The sequence below is a fragment of the Pseudomonas kairouanensis genome (assembly GCF_004682055.1).
GTDB classification, from domain to species: Bacteria; Pseudomonadota; Gammaproteobacteria; order Pseudomonadales; family Pseudomonadaceae; genus Aquipseudomonas; species Aquipseudomonas kairouanensis.
Genome location: NZ_QUZU01000031.1, coordinates 26,033 through 44,446, shown reverse-complemented (window position 1 = coordinate 44,446; position 18,414 = coordinate 26,033). Strand labels below are relative to the sequence as shown.

15 protein-coding genes are annotated in these 18,414 nt (G+C 61.1%); 13 read left to right on the top strand and 2 right to left on the bottom strand.

Features of this window, described 5'->3' with window-relative positions; all coding sequences use genetic code 11:
* Nucleotides 1-10: 10 nt before the first annotated feature.
* The 4 genes from DYL59_RS21735 (at nt 11) to DYL59_RS21720 (ending at nt 3,012) form a co-directional block, all read left to right on the top strand.
* Nucleotides 11-445: an acyl-CoA thioesterase gene (locus DYL59_RS21735; protein ID WP_135291016.1), complete on the top strand. Its 435-nt coding sequence runs from the start codon at nt 11-13 to the stop codon at nt 443-445.
* 55 nt (nt 446-500) lie between these two features.
* Nucleotides 501-1,460, top strand: a complete 960-nt coding sequence (locus tag DYL59_RS21730) for a tRNA dihydrouridine synthase (protein ID WP_135291015.1) — start codon at nt 501-503, stop codon at nt 1,458-1,460.
* 282 nt (nt 1,461-1,742) lie between these two features.
* On the top strand, nt 1,743-2,630 hold the full coding sequence (locus DYL59_RS21725) for a hypothetical protein (protein ID WP_238340756.1): 888 nt from the start codon (nt 1,743-1,745) through the stop codon (nt 2,628-2,630).
* A 64-nt stretch (nt 2,631-2,694) separates the two neighbouring features.
* Nucleotides 2,695-3,012 carry a hypothetical protein gene (locus tag DYL59_RS21720; RefSeq protein ID WP_135291014.1) on the top strand — a complete coding sequence of 106 codons (318 nt, stop codon included), beginning with the start codon at nt 2,695-2,697 and terminating at the stop codon, nt 3,010-3,012.
* Here the strand turns inward: DYL59_RS21720 and DYL59_RS21715 are convergent.
* On the bottom strand, nt 3,009-6,290 hold the full coding sequence (locus DYL59_RS21715) for an EAL domain-containing protein (protein WP_135291013.1): 3,282 nt from the start codon (nt 6,288-6,290) through the stop codon (nt 3,009-3,011). The genes DYL59_RS21720 and DYL59_RS21715 overlap by 4 nt on opposite strands.
* Before the next feature lie 66 nt (nt 6,291-6,356).
* Nucleotides 6,357-7,247: a LysR family transcriptional regulator gene (locus DYL59_RS21710; RefSeq protein WP_135291012.1), complete on the bottom strand. Its 891-nt coding sequence runs from the start codon at nt 7,245-7,247 to the stop codon at nt 6,357-6,359.
* A gap of 139 nt (nt 7,248-7,386) precedes the next feature.
* Here DYL59_RS21710 and leuC point away from each other — a divergent pair, with 139 nt between their 5' ends.
* The 9 genes from leuC (at nt 7,387) to DYL59_RS21665 (ending at nt 18,382) form a co-directional block, all read left to right on the top strand.
* Entirely contained in the window at nt 7,387-8,805 is a 1,419-nt protein-coding gene (leuC, locus tag DYL59_RS21705) for a 3-isopropylmalate dehydratase large subunit (protein ID WP_135291011.1), read from the top strand.
* 10 nt (nt 8,806-8,815) lie between these two features.
* Nucleotides 8,816-9,457, top strand: coding sequence for a 3-isopropylmalate dehydratase small subunit (gene leuD / locus DYL59_RS21700; protein ID WP_135291010.1), 642 nt, complete (start codon nt 8,816-8,818; stop codon nt 9,455-9,457).
* 131 nt (nt 9,458-9,588) lie between these two features.
* Complete coding sequence (locus DYL59_RS21695; RefSeq protein WP_135291009.1) at nt 9,589-10,353, top strand: class I SAM-dependent methyltransferase; 765 nt, start codon at nt 9,589-9,591, stop codon at nt 10,351-10,353.
* Between the two features lie 52 nt (nt 10,354-10,405).
* The gene (gene leuB / locus DYL59_RS21690) at nt 10,406-11,488 is read left to right on the top strand and encodes a 3-isopropylmalate dehydrogenase (RefSeq protein WP_135291008.1); all 1,083 of its coding nucleotides are present in this window, start codon (nt 10,406-10,408) and stop codon (nt 11,486-11,488) included.
* 64 nt (nt 11,489-11,552) lie between these two features.
* The gene (gene asd, locus DYL59_RS21685) at nt 11,553-12,665 is read left to right on the top strand and encodes an aspartate-semialdehyde dehydrogenase (protein ID WP_135291007.1); all 1,113 of its coding nucleotides are present in this window, start codon (nt 11,553-11,555) and stop codon (nt 12,663-12,665) included.
* A gap of 248 nt (nt 12,666-12,913) precedes the next feature.
* The gene (locus DYL59_RS21680; RefSeq protein WP_135291006.1) at nt 12,914-13,924 is read left to right on the top strand and encodes an aspartate-semialdehyde dehydrogenase; all 1,011 of its coding nucleotides are present in this window, start codon (nt 12,914-12,916) and stop codon (nt 13,922-13,924) included.
* Between the two features lie 162 nt (nt 13,925-14,086).
* On the top strand, nt 14,087-16,642 hold the full coding sequence (locus tag DYL59_RS21675) for a FimV/HubP family polar landmark protein (protein WP_135291005.1): 2,556 nt from the start codon (nt 14,087-14,089) through the stop codon (nt 16,640-16,642).
* Between the two features lie 230 nt (nt 16,643-16,872).
* The gene (gene truA / locus DYL59_RS21670) at nt 16,873-17,697 is read left to right on the top strand and encodes a tRNA pseudouridine(38-40) synthase TruA (RefSeq protein WP_135291047.1); all 825 of its coding nucleotides are present in this window, start codon (nt 16,873-16,875) and stop codon (nt 17,695-17,697) included.
* 64 nt (nt 17,698-17,761) lie between these two features.
* Nucleotides 17,762-18,382, top strand: a complete 621-nt coding sequence (locus DYL59_RS21665) for a phosphoribosylanthranilate isomerase (RefSeq protein ID WP_135291004.1) — start codon at nt 17,762-17,764, stop codon at nt 18,380-18,382.
* Nucleotides 18,383-18,414: the final 32 nt, after the last annotated feature.

Sequence of the window (18,414 nt, the reverse complement as noted above, 5' to 3'; positions counted from 1 at the left end):
GGAGCAAGGCATGGGCTGGGATTTGGCAACGCCGTTTATCATCGACCTGCAGGTCGCCGCCGAGGATATCGACGGCCTGGGGCACGCCAATAACGCGGTGTACGTGTCCTGGCTCGAACGCTGCGCCTGGCGCCACTCCCAGCGCCTGGGGCTGGACCTTACCGAGTACCGTCGCCTGGACCGCGCCATGGCCGTGGTGCGCCACGAGATCGATTACCTGGCCGCCGGTTACGAGGGCGACGAGCTGCAACTGGCCACCTGGATTGTCGATTGGGACCAGCGGCTGAAGATGACCCGGCGTTTCCAGCTGTTCCGACCTCGCGACGGCGCGACCCTGCTGCGGGCGCAAACCACCTTTGTGTGCATCGAACTGTCCAGCGGCAAGCCCAAGCGCATGCCCGTGGAGTTTCTCGACGGTTACGGCCCCGCCCTGACAGGGGGTTAACGGTTGCCGTAGGAAACCCAGTAAACTGCGCCACGATTTTTGTTGAGTGTTTTCCATGCAAATTGCTTTGGCGCCCATGGAGGGGTTGGTCGACAACATCCTGCGGGACGTGTTGACCCGCGTGGGCGGAATTGACTGGTGCGTGACCGAATTTATCCGCGTCAACGACCGCCTGCTGACCCCGGCCTACTTTCACAAGCTTGCCCCTGAGCTGCTGCACGGCGCCCACACCGCTGCGGGCGTGCCGTTGCGCGTGCAATTGCTCGGCTCCGACCCGGTGTGCCTGGCGGAAAATGCTGCGCTGGCCTGTGAATTGGGCTCGCAGGTGATCGACCTCAACTTCGGCTGCCCGGCCAAGACCGTCAACAAGTCGCGCGGTGGGGCCGTACTGCTCAAGGAGCCGGAGTTGCTCAACCAGATCGTCGAGCACGTGCGTCGCGCTGTGCCGGCCCATATCCCGGTGACCGCCAAGATGCGCCTGGGCTTCGACAGCCCGGACGGCGCGCTGGTGTGCGCCACGGCGTTGGCCGAAGGGGGCGCGGCGCATATCGTGGTGCATGCACGCACCAAGACCGATGGCTACAAGCCGCCAGCGCATTGGGAGTGGATTCCGCGCGTTCAGGATGTGGTCAAGGTGCCGGTATTTGCCAATGGTGATATCTGGAGTGTTGAAGACTGGAAGCGCTGCCGTGAAGTCAGTGGCGCCGAAGACATCATGCTCGGTCGTGGCTTGGTGGCGCGACCTGACCTGGCACGCCAGATCGCAGCCGCACGGGCGGGCGACGAGGTGGTGGAAATGACCTGGGCGCAGATGCAGCCCATGCTCCAGGACTTTTGGACCCAATCGGTCGCTCAACTGACTGAAAAACAGGCGCCGGGTCGCTTGAAGCAGTGGCTGGCGATGCTGACCCGCAACTATCCGGAGGCGGTGGAGTTGTTTACCGCGCTGCGCCGGGAGACTGACTTGCAGCAGGTCAGCCGGTTGTTGGGGATGCCCCATCCGATTGCAGCCTGATTGTTTCTGATCGCAACAGGGCGCCCATGGCGCCCTTTTTTGTGCCTGGCGATTGTGGCAGGCGTTATCAGGTTTGACTCGGATAAAACGCACATAGCCTCGGATGAATCCTCTCGATATTTCACGGTTGGCAGCTTGCGGTTACTTGTGCAATTGGAACCTGCTGATGTGACTCACCACTGACTAAGTGCACTGAACATAATCAAACTTATAGGGGCGGTTGCTCTGTGAGGTGTTTGCGTTGGGTGTCATCTCTATCAATTATCAGTTAAGGAGTGATTCATGCAGGTTGTCTGTGTTTCGCGTCACAATAATATTGAAATGTTTAATGATCGTAGTGGCGTTGATGTCGCTAAGTTTGTACCCGCACTGAAATTAAGCGCTGCGTCAGTCCACGATGTAGGGTCGGTAATAAAAAACACCAGCGGCAACAGTTTGCCCCCAGCGGCAAACGATAGTGCCGTGTTGGCCCAAACGCTGTTCAAGATGATCGATATGGCAGTAGCGTTGTTAAAAAGTTGGTATTTTCCTGCGCCATCGCCGATTACTCCGGTGGGTCCTCCAAGCCCCAGGGTCGTAGTGCCTGATGTGCCGTCGGTGATTCCGGGTCAAAAGCCCAAGGACATCTGGGGTGGTTTCAGGCAGGGCCCGGACGGTAATTGCGTGACTGTCTCGGCCATCAAGGCTGCCATGATGCGGTTTGGCCAGAAACCCACGGACATATTCACCGAAGTAAAGCCTGTACGCGGGGGTTATGAGGTGGTGATGAGGGATGGCTTCAGGTTTCAACTCAGTGAGTCTGAGTTGCAAATGGGAACCAAGGGGTCGCAGTTTCAAGGTTACGACCAGGCCATGCTCAAGGATGCTCATTTCTTATTTGCCGTCAGCGCCAAGAGAGCACAAATGGAAAATAACGATGGCAGCGCAGCGCGCAGTTTTGATCAGGCTATAAAAACGTTGAACGATGGGGAATACTCTCGTGAAGGTTTATTGCGATTGGGCTTGAAGAATCATATTAAAACCGTGCCGTTGTCAGACTTGTTGAATGGCATGATCGGTACAGTCGAGCGGCGAGGGCACTCGGTGGCGGTTATTGAAGGGGTCGAAGAACTTTGGGGCAAGCGAGGAAACGCGCCCTATCAGCCCGAGACGATTACCGGGTTGGTCTAAGTGGGTCCCTGATAAGTGATTAAGTTACGTGTTGTTCAATAATTAATTAAATAGGAATTGCACCATGATAGGTTCTACGCGCTCGGCTGCTCTTTTTCCGACAAGCGATATCGTCAACAACCCACCCGTGGCTGGCAATTGCTGTCCTGCCAGCGAAGCGGCGGATAAAGGTGTGGGGAGCCCGGCGCATTTCCCGTGGCTGCCGCCGGTACTCCCGCCAAAACCCAAGCCTCCGGTCGAGCCGCCCAAGACAGGCGGAGTTCTGGAGCGAATTGAAGATGTGGTTGAGTGGGCTATCGATGCCTTCAAAAACTTCGCCGGCAAGCTCGGCGATATGTTGGCAGGGCTGAAACAATTGCCTTCCTGGATGCGCTGGTTTTAATCCTCCAATAGCGTTCTAAACCCCTCTATCGGCAATGGCCGACTGTGCAAATACCCTTGGAACAAATGGCACCCCAGCTTCTGCAGGAAGGCCAGTTGTTCCGGGGTTTCCACGCCTTCGGCGATCACTTCCAGGTTCAGGCTGCGGGCCATGGCCACGATGGCGCGGATGATTTCGGCGTCGTTGGGGTCGTGGGTGGCGTCGCGCACAAAGGATTGGTCGATCTTCAGCGCGTCCACCGGCAGGCGTTTGAGGTAGGTGAGCGATGAGTAGCCGGTGCCAAAGTCATCCATGGCAAAGCTGATGCCGAGTTTTTTAAGGCGGCGCATTTTGCTGATGGTGTCATCCAGATTTTGAATCACGATGCCTTCGGTGATTTCCAGTTTCAGCAGGCTGTAGGGCAGCGAGTGCTGCTTGAGGCTGCGTTCGACCCGCTCCACAAAATCGTTCTGGCGAAACTGCCGGGGGCTGATATTCACGCACAGGCTGAAATTCAGCGGGTCCACCAGCCCATCGGCGATGAGTTGCTCGAAGGCCGCGCAGGCTTCATCGAGGATCCAGGTGCCCACTTCCAGGATCAGGCCGCTGTCCTCCAGCACCTTGATAAATTCGGTGGGTGACTGGGCGCCCAGTTGTGGGTGCTGCCAGCGCACCAGGGCTTCGGCGCCGACAATCTTGTTGCCGCGCGCGTCCACCTGGGGCTGGTAATGCACGCTGAACTCACCCCGCGACAGGGCCAGGCGCAAGTCGGTTTCCATGCGCAGCCGTTCGCTGGCGGTTTTTTGCATGCTGTTGTGGAACATCTGCGTGGTATTGCGTCCTGAGTCCTTGGCGCGGTACAGGGCGATATCGGCACGCTTGAGCAGGTCGGCCGGCGTGGAGCCGTGATCGGGGATCAGCGCCACCCCGATGCTGGGGGTGACCTGCAAGCGGTGGCCGTCCAGGAACATCGGCTCCGAGAGCAATTCACGCAGGGTGTCAGCCAGTTCCTGTACCTGGGCGCTGACTTCGATACGCGAGCCATCCAGCCCGCTGAGCAGCACCACGAATTCGTCGCCGCCCAGGCGCGCCACGGTGTCTTCCATGCGCACGCTGGCTTCCAGGCGGGCGGTGACGATTTTTAGCACGGTGTCGCCCACCGGATGGCCGAGGGAATCGTTGATGTGCTTGAAGTGGTCAAGGTCCAGGAACAGCAGCGCGCCCCGCAGATTATGGCGCTTGAGCAGGGCGATCTGCTGGCTCAGGCGGTCCATCAGCAGCGCCCGGTTGGGCAGGTTGGTCAGTGGGTCGTGGTAGGCGAGGTGGCGGATCTGGGCCTGGGCGTTTTTCAGCAGGCTCACGTCCCTCGCCGTCAATAACAGGCAGGGGGTTTCGTTCAGCGTGATTGGCTCTACCGAGACTTCCACCGCCAGCACTTCGCCGCGCTTGTTGTGCCAGAGCATTTCCAGGTGGTGAATGCGGCCCTTGATCTGCAACTCTGCCAATAGCGCGGCGCGCTGGTTTTCATCGGCCCAGATGCCGATCTGGTACAGCGTCAGGCCAATGGCTTCTTCGGCGCGGTAGCCGGTGAGGCGGCAGAAGCCGTCGTTGACTTCCACGTAGCGGCCGGTATCGCGCTCGGTGATGGAAATGGCGTCGGGGCTGGAATGGAAAGCCTTGGCGAACTTCTCTTCGCTGGCTTTCAGCGCGGCTTCCGAGCGTTGCTGCTGGGTGATGTCCCGCAGCGTGGTGACGATGCAAGGTTGCTCACCCACCTTGATCAGGCGGCTGGAAATCACGCAGGTCAGGGCTTGGCCGTCTTTGTGATGGACCACGATGGCCACATTGCTCAGGGCTTGCTCGCGGATCACTCGCTCGATGCGCTGCAGGCGCTTGCTCGACTCGTCCCACAGGCCGATCTGCTCGGCGCTTTTATCGATCACTTCGGCGGCGGTCCAGCCAAAGGTCTGGGTGAAGGCCGGGTTGATCTCGATAAACGCGCCGCTGTCCAGGCAGGTGACGCAAATGGGGTCGGGGCTGGCCTGGAACAGGCTGGCGAACTTCTCCTCCGACGCGGTGAGGCGTTGCTCGCGTTCCACTTGGTCGGTGATATCCAGCAGTGTGCCGGCCATGCGCAGGGGCGCGCCTTGCTCGTCGCGGTACAGGCGCGCGCGGCTTTCCAGGTAGCGCGAACTGCCGTCTTCCATTTGCACGCGGTAGGTCAGCTGATAGTTGCCCGCCGGGCCTTCGCGCAGGGTGCGATAGGCGTTGCGCATGTTGTCGCGTTCTTCATTGGGCATGCCCTCGAAGAAGGCATCGAAGGATTCATGGAAGGGTTCGGCCGGCAAACCATGCAGTTGAGCGGCGCGGGCCGAGCCATAGAGCATGCCGGTGGGGATGTGCCAGTCCCAGGTGCCCAGTTGCGCGGAGTCCAGGGCCAGGTCAAGACGCTCCTGGCTGTCTTTGAGGGCTTGATCGGCGTTCTTGCGCTCGGTGGTGTCGAGGAAGGTGCTGATCAGGTAGGCCTCGCCCTCAAGCTCGACCTTTTGAGCGCTGAGGGTGCCGTCGTGGATTTGGCCGTTGCTGGCGCAAAACTGCACCTCCATGGTGATCGGCTCGCCCTTGCGCTGGGTGGCCTTGACCAGTTGCGCGCGCTGCTCCGGGTGGCGCCACAGGCCCAGGTCCAGGGTAGTGCGGCCAATGGCATCGGCCACGGGCCAGCCGAAGTGGATCTCGAAATACTGGTTGGCTTCGCTGATCAATCCGTCGGCCTGGCGGGTCAGCAGCACCATGTTCGGGCACAGGTGGAACAGCGTGGCGAAGCGCTTTTCAGAGTGGCCCAGGGCGTTTTCGCGCTCGCGCTGGTGGGTGATCTCACGGATCACGCCGATCATGCGGCGTCGGCCGGATTTGTCCGGCGCCAGGCTGCCGTTGATTTCCAGCCAGTGGTGGGTGCCATCGGGCCACTGGATGCGGTGGCGCATAGCCTGCTCGAACGGCTCCCCGGCCAGCACTGCATGAAACGCACGCACCACCCGGGCGCGGTCGGCGGGGGCCAGCAGGTCGAGGTAGTCCAGGTCCTTGGGCAAGGGTTGGCGGGGGTCAAAGCCGAACAGCGCCTGGGTGCCTCGTGACCAGCTTAATTTTCCTGTGTCGATTTCCCAGCACCACGCGCCCAGGCGGGCAGCGTTGAGGGCTGCCAGCAGTTGTGGGGCGCTGTCCCAGCTTTGTTCCGCCTCATGGGGGTCCAGGGCGTAAATGCGGGGCAGCGGCGGTACGGAATCGAAGGGGTTGCGCATTATCAAAGGGCCTTGGCTCGATGGGCGTAAGGCGCGGTTTTACTTAAACCTTGAGGCCGCACAGCTTCATGCCGGTATCCCTGGCAGATCGACCTGTGCATCCAATAGGCTCATGAAAGCCCGCGCAGCATTCGACAGCGTCCTTTCGGTGTGCACGATATAGCCTAGCTGGCGACTGAGCTGTATGCCCGGCAAAGCGATACTTGCCACCTGATCATCGAGCATGGTGCGCGGCAACACGCTCCAGGCCAGGCCGATAGACACCATCATCTTGATAGTTTCCAGGTAGTTAGTGCTCATCGCGATATTCGGCGTAAGGCCCTGGCCTTCGAACAGCCGGCTGACAATATGGTGCGTAAAGGTGTTTCCACCGGGGAAAACCGCCGGATGACCGGCAATATCGGCCAGTGTGACGATGCCATTGAGGGTCAGGCTGTGTTCCGGCGCCACGACGAAATCCAGCGGGTCATCCCATACCGGGGTGGCGCGCACCAGGTGATGGGGGTCGGGCGCCAGGGTGATCACCGCCACTTCGGCGCGGCCATGGAGGATTTCTTCGTAGGCCACTTCCGAATCAAGGAACTGAATATCCAGCGCAACGTTCGGATATTCCCGAGTAAAGGTACGCAAAATCGGCGGCAGGCGGTGCAGGCCGATGTGGTGACTGGTGGCCAGGGTCAGGCGCCCGCTGACTTCACCGGTGAGGTTGGTGAGGGCGCGGCGGGTGTCGTCCAGCACGTTGAGAATCTGATAAGCCCGAGGCAGCAGGGCCCGTCCGGCCTCGGTGAGGCCAACTTCACGGCCCAGGCGATCAAACAGGCGCACCTTTAATTGTTGCTCAAGACCGGCAATGCGTTTGCTGATGGCCGGTTGGGTGAGGTGCAGGCGCTCACCGGCGCCAGAGAAGCTGCCGGTCTCGGCGATGGCGATAAAGGCGTTGAGGTTGGCCAGGTCCATGGTTGTATTCCAGTTGGTAATCCAAAGCATAAAAAATATGAATTTGAGTTATTTAATGTAGCGCCATACCATCAGCCTCACAAGCCAAAGGGTTATTGAAAAGCCCGGCGTATGAAACACCGCTGATGAGGACCGACTGATGGCCGGCAAAACGCTTTACGACAAGCTTTGGGATTCCCATGAAGTGAAACGGCGCGACGATGGCTCGTCGCTGATCTACATCGACCGTCACATCATCCATGAAGTGACCTCGCCCCAAGCGTTCGAAGGCCTGCGGCTGGCCGGGCGCAAGCCTTGGCGCGTGGACTCTATCATCGCCACCCCCGACCACAACGTGCCCACCACCCCTGAGCGCAAGGGCGGCATCAATGCCATCGTCGACACCGTCTCGCGGTTGCAGGTGCAAACCCTCGACGACTATTGCGATGAATATGGCATCACCGAATTCAAGATGAATGACGTGCGTCAAGGGATCGTCCATGTGATCGGCCCGGAGCAGGGCGCCACCTTGCCGGGCATGACCGTGGTCTGCGGTGACTCCCATACCTCCACCCACGGTGCGTTCGGCGCCCTGGCCCATGGCATCGGCACTTCCGAGGTGGAGCATGTGTTTGCCACCCAGTGCCTGGTTGCCAAGAAAATGAAGAACATGCTGGTGTTGGTCGAAGGCACGTTGCCGTTTGGCGTGACCGCCAAGGACATCGTGCTGGCCGTGATCGGCAAGATCGGCACCGCCGGCGGTAACGGCCATGCCATCGAGTTCGCTGGCAGCGCCATTCGCGACCTGTCCATCGAAGGCCGCATGACCATCTGCAACATGTCCATCGAAGCCGGTGCCCGCGTGGGTATGGTGGCGGCGGACGAAAAAACCGTCGAATACGTCAAGGGTCGTCCCTTCGCACCGGCTGGCGCCGATTGGGACGCAGCGGTAGAGGCCTGGAAAGACCTGGTCTCCGACGCCGACGCGGTGTTCGACACCGTGGTTGAGTTGGATGCTGCCCAGATCAAGCCGCAAGTCAGTTGGGGCACTTCGCCGGAAATGGTGTTGGCCGTTGACCAGAACGTGCCGGACCCGGCCAAGGAAGCCGACCTGGTCAAACGCGGTTCCATTGAGCGCGCCTTGAAGTACATGGGTTTGCAGGCCAACCAGGCGATTACCGACATTCAGTTGGACCGCGTATTCATCGGCTCTTGCACCAACTCGCGGATCGAAGACCTGCGCGCGGCGGCGGTGATCGCCAAGGGCCGCAAGGTGGCCTCGACCATCAAGCAAGCCATCGTGGTACCGGGTTCGGGCCTGGTCAAAGCGCAAGCCGAAGCTGAAGGGCTGGACAAGATCTTCCTCGAAGCCGGTTTTGAATGGCGTGAGCCGGGCTGCTCGATGTGCCTGGCGATGAACCCGGACCGTTTGGAATCGGGCGAGCATTGCGCGTCCACCTCCAACCGTAACTTCGAAGGGCGTCAGGGCGCCGGTGGGCGTACTCACCTGGTCAGCCCGGCCATGGCTGCTGCAGCTGCCGTCAACGGTCGTTTCATCGACGTTCGCGAATTGATCTGAGGAATACCCGATGCGTGCTTTTACCCAACACACCGGCCTTGTCGCCCCTTTGGATCGCGCCAACGTCGACACCGACCAGATCATCCCCAAGCAGTTCTTGAAGTCGATCAAGCGCACCGGTTTCGGCCCGAACCTGTTCGACGAGTGGCGCTACCTGGACGTGGGCTATGCCTACCAGGACAACTCCAAGCGCCCGCTGAACAAAGACTTCGTGCTCAACGCCGAACGTTACCAAGGCGCCAGCGTGTTGCTGGCCCGGGAAAACTTCGGCTGCGGTTCCAGCCGTGAACACGCGCCGTGGGCCCTGGAAGAATATGGCTTTCGCAGCATCATCGCGCCGAGCTACGCCGACATCTTCTTCAACAACAGCTTCAAGAACGGCTTGCTGCCGATCATCTTGACCGACGAAGAAGTGGACGAGTTGTTCAAGCAAGTGGAAGCCGAAGAAGGCTACCAGTTGACCGTCGACCTGGCTGCGCAAACCGTGACTCGCCCGGATGGCAAGGTGTACCACTTTGAAGTGGATGCCTTCCGCAAGCACTGCCTGATCAACGGCCTGGACGATATCGGCCTGACCTTGCAGGACGGCGATGCGATTGCAGCGTTTGAGGCTAAGCACCGTGCGAGCCAGCCTTGGTTGTTTCGCGATTGATGTAAGGCAGGGCCGCCGCCATCGGGAGCAAGCCCCCTCCCACATTTTGAATTGCGAATACCTTCAAATGTGGGAGGGGGCTTGCTCCCGATGAGGCCAGTGTTAACAACACAAAATCCAAGGAAAGCACCATGACCAGCACCGCCCACACCCAAGTCGTGCAAAAACAATTCGGCGAGCAAGCCTCGGCCTACCTGAGCAGTGCCGTGCACGCCCAGGGCACCGAATTCGCGCTGCTGCAGGCCGAGCTGGCCGGGCAGGGCAGTGCGCGACTGCTGGACTTGGGCTGCGGTGCCGGGCATGTGAGCTTCAATGTGGCGCCACTGGTTAAAGACGTGGTGGCCTACGACCTGTCCCAGCAGATGCTCGACGTAGTCGCCGCCGCTGCAAAGGACCGTGGCCTGCACAACATCCACACCGTCCATGGCGCCGCCGAACGCCTGCCGTTCGCCGATGGCGAGTTCGACTTCGTGTTCAGCCGTTACTCGGCCCACCACTGGAGCGACCTGGGCCTGGCCCTGCGTGAAGTGCGCCGTGTGCTCAAGCCGGGCGGCGTGGCGGCGTTCGTGGATGTGTTGTCACCGGGCAGTCCGCTGTTGGACACTTGCCTGCAAACCGTCGAAGTACTGCGCGATACCAGCCATGTGCGCGATTATTCTGCCGCCGAATGGATGCAGCAACTCAGCGAGTCCGGTTTGCATGTGCGCAACAGCAGCCGCCAACGCCTGCGCCTGGAGTACACCTCGTGGGTCGAGCGCATGCGCACCCCTGAGGTACTGCGTGCTGCAATCCTTGAGTTGCAAAAGGCGATGGGCCAGGAAGTGCGCGATTACTACGAGATTCAAGCCGACGGCACCTTCAGCACCGACGTGCTGGTGGTATGGGCTGAACGCTGATCAATTTTTCCGGCCTGCCCGCGTGCAGGTCGCTCGATGAAATGAGGAACCCATGAGCAAGCAGATTCTGATTCTCCCTGGCGACGGTATTGGTCCGGAAATCATGGCCGAAGCGGTCAAAGTCCTGGAAGTGGCCAACACCAAGTACAGCCTGGGCTTCGAGCTGAGCCACGACGTGATCGGCGGCGCGGCCATCGACAAGCACGGCGTGCCGCTGGCTGACGAAACCCTGGAGCGTGCCCGCGCGGCGGACGCCGTACTGCTGGGTGCCGTGGGTGGCCCGAAATGGGACAAGATCGAACGTGACATCCGCCCTGAGCGCGGCCTGCTGAAAATCCGCGCGCAACTGGGCCTGTTCGGCAACCTGCGCCCGGCGATCCTCTACCCGCAACTGGCCGATGCATCGAGCCTCAAGCCGGAAGTGGTCGCAGGCCTGGACATCCTCATCGTGCGTGAGCTGACCGGCGGTATCTATTTCGGCTCGCCACGCGGCGTGCGCGAGTTGGAGAATGGCGAGCGCCAGGCCTACGACACGCTGCCGTACAGCGAGAGCGAAATCCGTCGCATTGCCCGCGTCGGCTTTGACATGGCCCGCGTGCGTGGCAAGAAGGTCTGCTCGGTTGATAAAGCCAACGTCCTGGCCTCCAGCCAGCTGTGGCGCGAAATCGTCGAAGAAGTGGCCAAGGATTACCCGGACGTCGAACTGAGCCACATGTACGTCGACAACGCCGCCATGCAGCTGGTGCGTGCGCCCAAGCAGTTCGACGTGATCGTCACCGACAACCTGTTCGGCGACATCCTGTCGGACCAGGCCTCGATGCTCACCGGCTCCATCGGCATGCTGCCGTCGGCGTCCCTGGACACCAACAACAAGGGCATGTACGAGCCGTGCCACGGTTCGGCGCCGGATATCGCGGGCCAGGGCATTGCCAACCCGCTGGCGACCATCTTGTCGGTGTCGATGATGCTGCGTTACAGCTTCAACCTGGGCGATGCAGCAGATGCCATCGAGAAGGCTGTAAGCCTGGTGCTGGACCAGGGTTTGCGCACTGGCGACATCTGGTCTCAGGGTTGCACCAAGGTCGGTACACAAGAAATGGGCGATGCAGTAGTCGCCGCGCTGCAGAATCTGTAATCTCTCGGGCCCGCTTGCAGTTGTTGCTGCACGGCGGCCCACTTTTTAACAAGGTGTAGTTGCGATGAAACGTGTAGGTCTGATCGGTTGGCGCGGTATGGTCGGTTCCGTGCTCATGCAGCGGATGCTGGAAGAGCAGGATTTCGATCTTATTGAGCCGGTGTTTTTCACCACTTCGAACGTTGGTGGCCAAGGGCCGTCCGTGGGCAAGGATATTGCCCCGCTCAAGGACGCCTACAGCATTGAAGAGCTGAAGACCCTCGACGTGATTTTGACCTGCCAAGGCGGCGACTACACCAGCGAAGTCTTCCCCAAGCTGCGTGAAGCGGGCTGGCAGGGCTACTGGATCGACGCCGCATCGAGCCTGCGCATGCAGGACGACGCCGTGATCATCCTGGACCCGGTCAACCGCAAGGTCATCGACCAGCAGTTGGACGCCGGCACCAAGAACTACGTCGGCGGCAACTGCACCGTCAGCCTGATGCTGATGGGCCTGGGCGGCTTGTTCGAAGCGGGCCTGGTGGAGTGGATGAGCGCCATGACTTATCAGGCGGCCTCCGGTGCCGGTGCGCAGAACATGCGCGAACTGATCAAGCAAATGGGCGCGACCCACGCCGCCGTGGCCGATCAACTGGCCGACCCGGCCAGCGCGATCCTCGACATCGACCGCCGTGTGGCCGACGCCATGCGCAGCGATGCCTACCCGACCGAAAACTTCGGCGTGCCATTGGCCGGTAGCCTGATCCCGTGGATCGACAAAGAGCTGCCCAACGGCCAGAGCCGCGAAGAGTGGAAGGCCCAGGCCGAGACCAACAAGATCCTCGGTCGCTTCAAGAGCCCGATCCCGGTGGATGGCATCTGCGTGCGTATCGGCGCCATGCGCTGCCACAGCCAGGCGCTGACCATCAAGCTGAACAAAGATGTGCCGATCGCCGATATCGAGTCGTTGATCAGCTCCCACAACCCGTGGGTCAAGCTGGTGCCGAACAACCGCGATATCAGCATGCAGGAGCTGAGCCCGACCAAGGTCACCGGCACCCTGAATGTACCTGTGGGCCGTCTGCGCAAGCTGAACATGGGCAGCCAGTTCCTCGGTGCATTCACCGTTGGCGACCAGTTGCTGTGGGGTGCGGCTGAACCGCTGCGCCGCATGCTGCGGATTCTGCTGGAGCGTTGAACGCTTGAGGCAATACAGAAAACCCGCGACTGGTGACAGGCGCGGGTTTTTTATTGGGCTTTCGGGCCTCATCGGGAGCAAGCCCCCTCCCACATTTGACTGTATTTCAACTGAAGAAAATCGGTCGAATGTGGGAGGGGGCTTGCTCCCGATGAGGCCATCAGCCATGCCACAAAAGCTGGGCAATTGCCTCACCCTCAGCCACCCGGTAAAGTGCCGCTCCCCCCGCAATGCCCGAGGCAGCCCCCATGACCCAGACCTTTGAAATCGCCGTAATCGGCGCCACCGGCACCGTTGGCGAAACCCTGGTGCAGATCCTCGAAGAGCTGGACTTCCCGGTGGGCACCCTTTATCTGCTGGCAGGCAGCAACTCTGCCGGCGCTTCGGTGCCGTTTCGCGGCAAGAACGTGCGGGTCAAGGAAGTCGACGAGTTCGACTTCAAGCAGGTGCAATTGGCGTTTTTCGCGGCAGGCCCGGCCGTAACCCTGAGCTTCGCCCCGCGCGCCACGGCGGCCGGTTGTGCGGTGATCGACCTGTCGGGCGCCTTGCCGGCTGAACAAGCGCCGCAGGTTGTGCCAGAAGCCAATGCGCATGTATTGAACAGCCTGAAAAAGCCTTTCCAGCTCAGCAGCCCGAGCCCGTCCGCCACCCACCTGGCCGTGGTACTGGCCCCTTTGCGCGACCTGGTGGATATTCAACGTGTCAGCGTCACCGCCAACCTTGCCATCTCGGCACTGGGGCGCGAAGCCGTCAGCGAACTGGCCCGGCAAACGGCCGAGCTGCTGAATGTGCGTCCGCTGGAGCCGCAGTTGTTTGATCGCCAGGTTGCCTTCAACCTGCTGGCACAAGTCGGGGTGCCCGATGCCCAGGGTCATACGGCTCTGGAGAAACGTCTGGTGCATGAACTGCGCGCGGTGCTGGAAACTCCTTTACTAAAGATTTCCGCAACTTGCGTTCAAGCCCCGGTGTTTTTTGGCGATAGCCTGACTGTGTCGTTGCAATTGGCTGCACCGGTCGACCTTGGTGCAGTGAACCGGGTGCTCGACGCAGCGCCAGGTATAGAGCGGGTGGAGGAGGGGGATTACCCGACGGCCGTGGGCGATGCGGTGGGCCAGGACGTTGTGTACGTAGGGCGGGTTCGCGCAGGTGTGGACGATCCGGCGGAACTAAATCTGTGGTTGACGTCAGATAACGTACGCAAGGGTGCCGCCCTTAACGCCGTACAGCTGGCGCAGTTGTTGATAAAAGACCTTGTGTAAAAGATACTTGGCGGCAATTTGTAGATTGATTCTAACCAGGCGCTATGCTTGGCCCCAAGCAGGAACAGAAGCGCGTCGGTGACCTATCGGCTCGCCATGCCTTATGGCAGCGGTTACCAACCTTCTCGCAGGCCGGGGAGTGTTCAAACAAAGGATGAGGCTATGGTTCAAGTTCGCAAACTGGTGTTAGCAATAGCGGCCGCCTCGGCGCTGTCCTCCGGTATGGCGCAGGCGCTGCAGCTGGGGGAAATGACCCTCAAGTCGACGTTGAACCAGCCGTTGTCGGTGGAAATCGAATTGCTCGATGTCGGTGGCCTGACGGCTGCCGAGATCACGCCGAGCCTGGCTTCGTCCCAGGCGTTTGTGGATGCAGGCGTGGATCGCCAGGCGTTTCTCAATGACCTGACGTTTACCCCGGTGATCAACCCCAGTGGTCGCAGTGTGGTGCGGGTAACCTCCAGCAAGCCGCTGCCGGATTCCTACATACGCTTCCTGCTGCAGGTGCAATGGCCCAGCGGCCGCCTGATGCGCGACTACAGCGTATTGCTCGACCCCGCCAAGTTCGAACAACCGGCGCCGACAGCCACAGTGCCCGCACCACGCTTGAGTGCGCCGGCCAGCCCCGCACGTGCCGCCAGCCAGGCTGCGCAACACAGAACCACGTCTCACGATACGTTGTGGGAAATCGCCGAAAAGAACCGCAATGGCGCGTCGGTCCAGCAGACCATGCTGGCCATCCAGGCGTTGAACCCAGATGCGTTTGTCGACGGCAATATCAACCGCCTCAAGACCGGCCAGGTATTGCGCATGCCGGATCGCGTGCAGGCCACCAGCTTGCCGCAGCCCCAGGCAATCGCCGAGGTGACTGCGCAAAACGCTGCCTGGCGCCAGGGGCGTCGCACTGCCACCAACCAGCTGGCGGGCAAGCAGCAACTAGACGCGACCCGGCGCACCCAGGCCGGCAGCGCACCCTCAAGCACCAACGCCAAGGATAACCTGAGCCTGGTCTCTGCCGAGGCGGCCAAAAAAGGCGCCAAGGGCAAGGCGGCAGATGGCTCGGCCCTGAGCGACAAGCTGGCGATGACTCAGGAGCAACTGGACACCACCCGTCGCGACAACGAAGAGTTGAAAAGCCGCGCCGCAGACTTGCAAAGCCAGTTGGACAAGCTGCAAAAGCTGATACAGCTGAAGAACGATCAACTCGCCCGCTTGCAGGCGGAAAAGGGCGACCCTGCTGCACCGGCCACGGCGACAATGCCCGCTCAATTGGCCGGCGACCCTGCATCGGCGCCAGTTGCCGCTGCAGAGCCCGCACCTGCCGCACCGGCCGCCGAACCGATCAAGCCGGAGCCAGCACCCACGGCCTCCACCGAAGGTAAATTCAACGACCTGCTGACCAACCCGATCATCCTCGGCGTGATCGGCGGCGCGGCCGGCTTGCTGGTGCTGCTGCTCTTGCTGCTGTGGGCGCGCCATCGCAATGCCCGTCGCGAAGAAGAAAAACACCTGCGCATGGCGCGGGCCCTGGCCGAAGAGCCGGAGTTCACCTCCAACATCGATCACGACCTGCCGCCAGACAGCTTCGAAGGCCTTGAAGTACCGCCGCCGAGCGTCAAGCTGGCGGCCGCACCAGCGCCTGCACCTGCTCCCGCTCCCGCGGTTGAACCGGCGGTGGTTGTACCGACGGTTGCGTCGGTGCTGGCCCCGCTGGCGGTGGCCGTTGCACCGCAAAACGCCAACGATGCGCTGGCGCAGGCCCAGTCCCTGATTGATCGCGGTCACTTGAACCAGGCGGCTGACGTACTGGAGCAGGCGATCAAGCACGAACCCAAGCGTAGCGACCTGCGCTTGAAGCTGATGGAGGTCTACGGCCTTCAAGGCAACAAGGACGGCTTTGTCACCCAGGAGCGCCAGTTGGTAGCCAATGGCGACAATCATGCCCAGGTCGAACAGCTCAAGTCGCGCTTCCCGGCCATGGCCGTGCTGGCGGCGGGCGTCAGTGCCGCCGTTGCTGCGGCGGCCCTGGACGCGCAATACGTCAAGGACCTGCTGGAAGACAAGCCGGCGGCGCCTGCGCAAGAGCCCGAAGCGTTCGATACCGATTTCGACCTGAGCCTGGATGACCTGGAGGCTGCGTCACCTGCCGACATCGCTGAAGACCAGCAGACGTTCGAGTCGCTTTTGCAGCAGCAGACCGAGGCCAAGGCCAGTCCGGACGATCTGTCGGATTTCGATCTGGATTTGGACCTGCAACTGGACGCACCGGCCGCGACGCAAGCGGACGATGATTTCCTCTCGGGCCTGGAAGACCCTGCGAAGGATGGGCCCGCTGTTGAACCGCCCACCCTGACCCCGGCGGCATTGGATGACTTCGACCTGCCCGAAGATTTCGACCTGTCCCTGGCCGATGAGCCACAGCCGGACGCCTTTGCGTCGGAGCTGGATGATGTCAACGCTGAGCTGGATCGCTTGTCCCAGAGCCTGGAACACCCGCCCATGGAGCCTACCTTCACCGCTGAGGATGCGGCGTTGGGCGGGGATGAGCCGGAGTTCGATTTCCTGTCGGGCACCGATGAAGTGGCCACCAAGCTCGATTTGGCCCAGGCCTATATCGATATGGGGGATGCCGATGGCGCACGGGACATCCTGTCCGAAGTGCTGACCGAAGGTGATGAGGCCCAGCGCGGTGAGGCCAAGGAAATGCTCGGCCGCATCTAACTAGCGACACATTACAAATGTGGGAGGGGGCTTGCTCCCGATAGCAGTGGTTCAGTCACAGGTGTGTTGATTGAGGCACCGCCATCGGAAGCAAGCCCCCTCCCACATTTGCATTGCGTGAATCCACAACAAAACCGCCCTCCTCGCGCCTACCGCCCTTATAATGTCCGCCTTTGCGCAACTCATCAGGCTCTCAGTTCTTGGCAAATATAGATAACGCGGCCGCCGAAATGGCGGCCGCAGGCTTTTACCGCATCGCCCTGGGCGTAGAATACAAAGGCTCGCGCTATCGCGGCTGGCAGCGTCAGGCGTCTGGCGTGCCAACCGTGCAGGAAACCCTGGAAAAGGCTTTGTCGAAAGTCGCCGACGCCCCCGTGTCACTGATGTGCGCCGGGCGTACCGATGCCGGCGTACACGCCTGCGGCCAGGTGGTGCACTTCGATACCCAGGCCGAGCGCACCATGAAGGCCTGGGTGATGGGGGCCAATATCAATTTGCCCCATGATGTCAGCGTAAGTTGGGCCAAGGTCATGCCGGCGCATTTTCATGCGCGGTTCAAGGCCATCGCCCGGCGCTACCGCTATGTGATCTACAACGATCAGATCCGCCCCGCGCATCTCAACGAAGAAATCACCTGGAACCACCGCCCGCTGGACGCCGAGCGCATGGCCGAGGCCGCGCAGCACTTGGTGGGTGTGCATGACTTCAGCGCCTTCCGCGCTGGCCAGTGCCAGGCCAAGTCGCCGATCAAGGAAGTGCACCACCTGCGGGTGACCCGCCACGGCAAGATGATCGTGCTGGATATCCGCGCCGGTGCGTTTCTGCACCATATGGTGCGCAACATCGCCGGGGTGCTGATGACCATCGGCACCGGCGAGCGTCCGGTAGAGTGGGCCAAGGAAGTCCTGGAAAGCCGCATTCGCCGCACTGGCGGAGTAACGGCCCACCCCTTCGGCCTGTACCTGGTGGATGTGGAGTACCGTGACGAGTTCGAACTGCCGGATCGTTTCATCGGGCCACACTTCCTCACAGGCTTCAGCGAACTTGGCGGCTGACGCCCGGAAAAGCTTTTGTTACCATCCGGGACTTTCTCGGTCCAATCCCTGGGGTTTTCACGACATGTCAGCCGTTCGCAGCAAGATTTGCGGGATTACCCGCATAGAAGACGCGCTGGCGGCAGTCGAGGCGGGGGCGGATGCGATTGGTTTCGTGTTCTACGCCAAGAGCCCGCGGGCGGTGAATGTGTTGCAGGCGCGGGCGATCATCGCCGCACTGCCACCCTTCGTGACCACCGTAGGCTTATTCGTCAACGCCAGCCGCTGCGAGCTCAACGAAACCCTCGATGCGGTCCCGTTGGACATGCTGCAGTTTCACGGCGACGAAAGCCCCGAGGAGTGCGAGAGCTACCAGCGCCCGTATATCAAGGCGCTGCGGGTCAAGGCCGGGGATGATATCGCCGCAGCCTGTGCTGCCTACGGCGGTGCTCGCGGAATTCTGTTGGATACCTATGTCGAGGGCGTGCCTGGCGGTACCGGCGAGGCGTTCGATTGGTCGCTGATTCCCGAGGGGCTGAGCAAGCCGATCATTCTCGCGGGCGGGCTCAACCCCGCGAATGTCGCGGCGGCCATCGAGCAGGTTCGTCCTTATGCCGTGGATGTCAGCGGTGGGGTCGAGCAGGCCAAGGGCATCAAGGATCACCCCAAAATTCGCGCATTCATGCAAGCTGTGCGCGGGATGTGACGGCTGGCAGTCTGCCGCCGTCCATAACTACC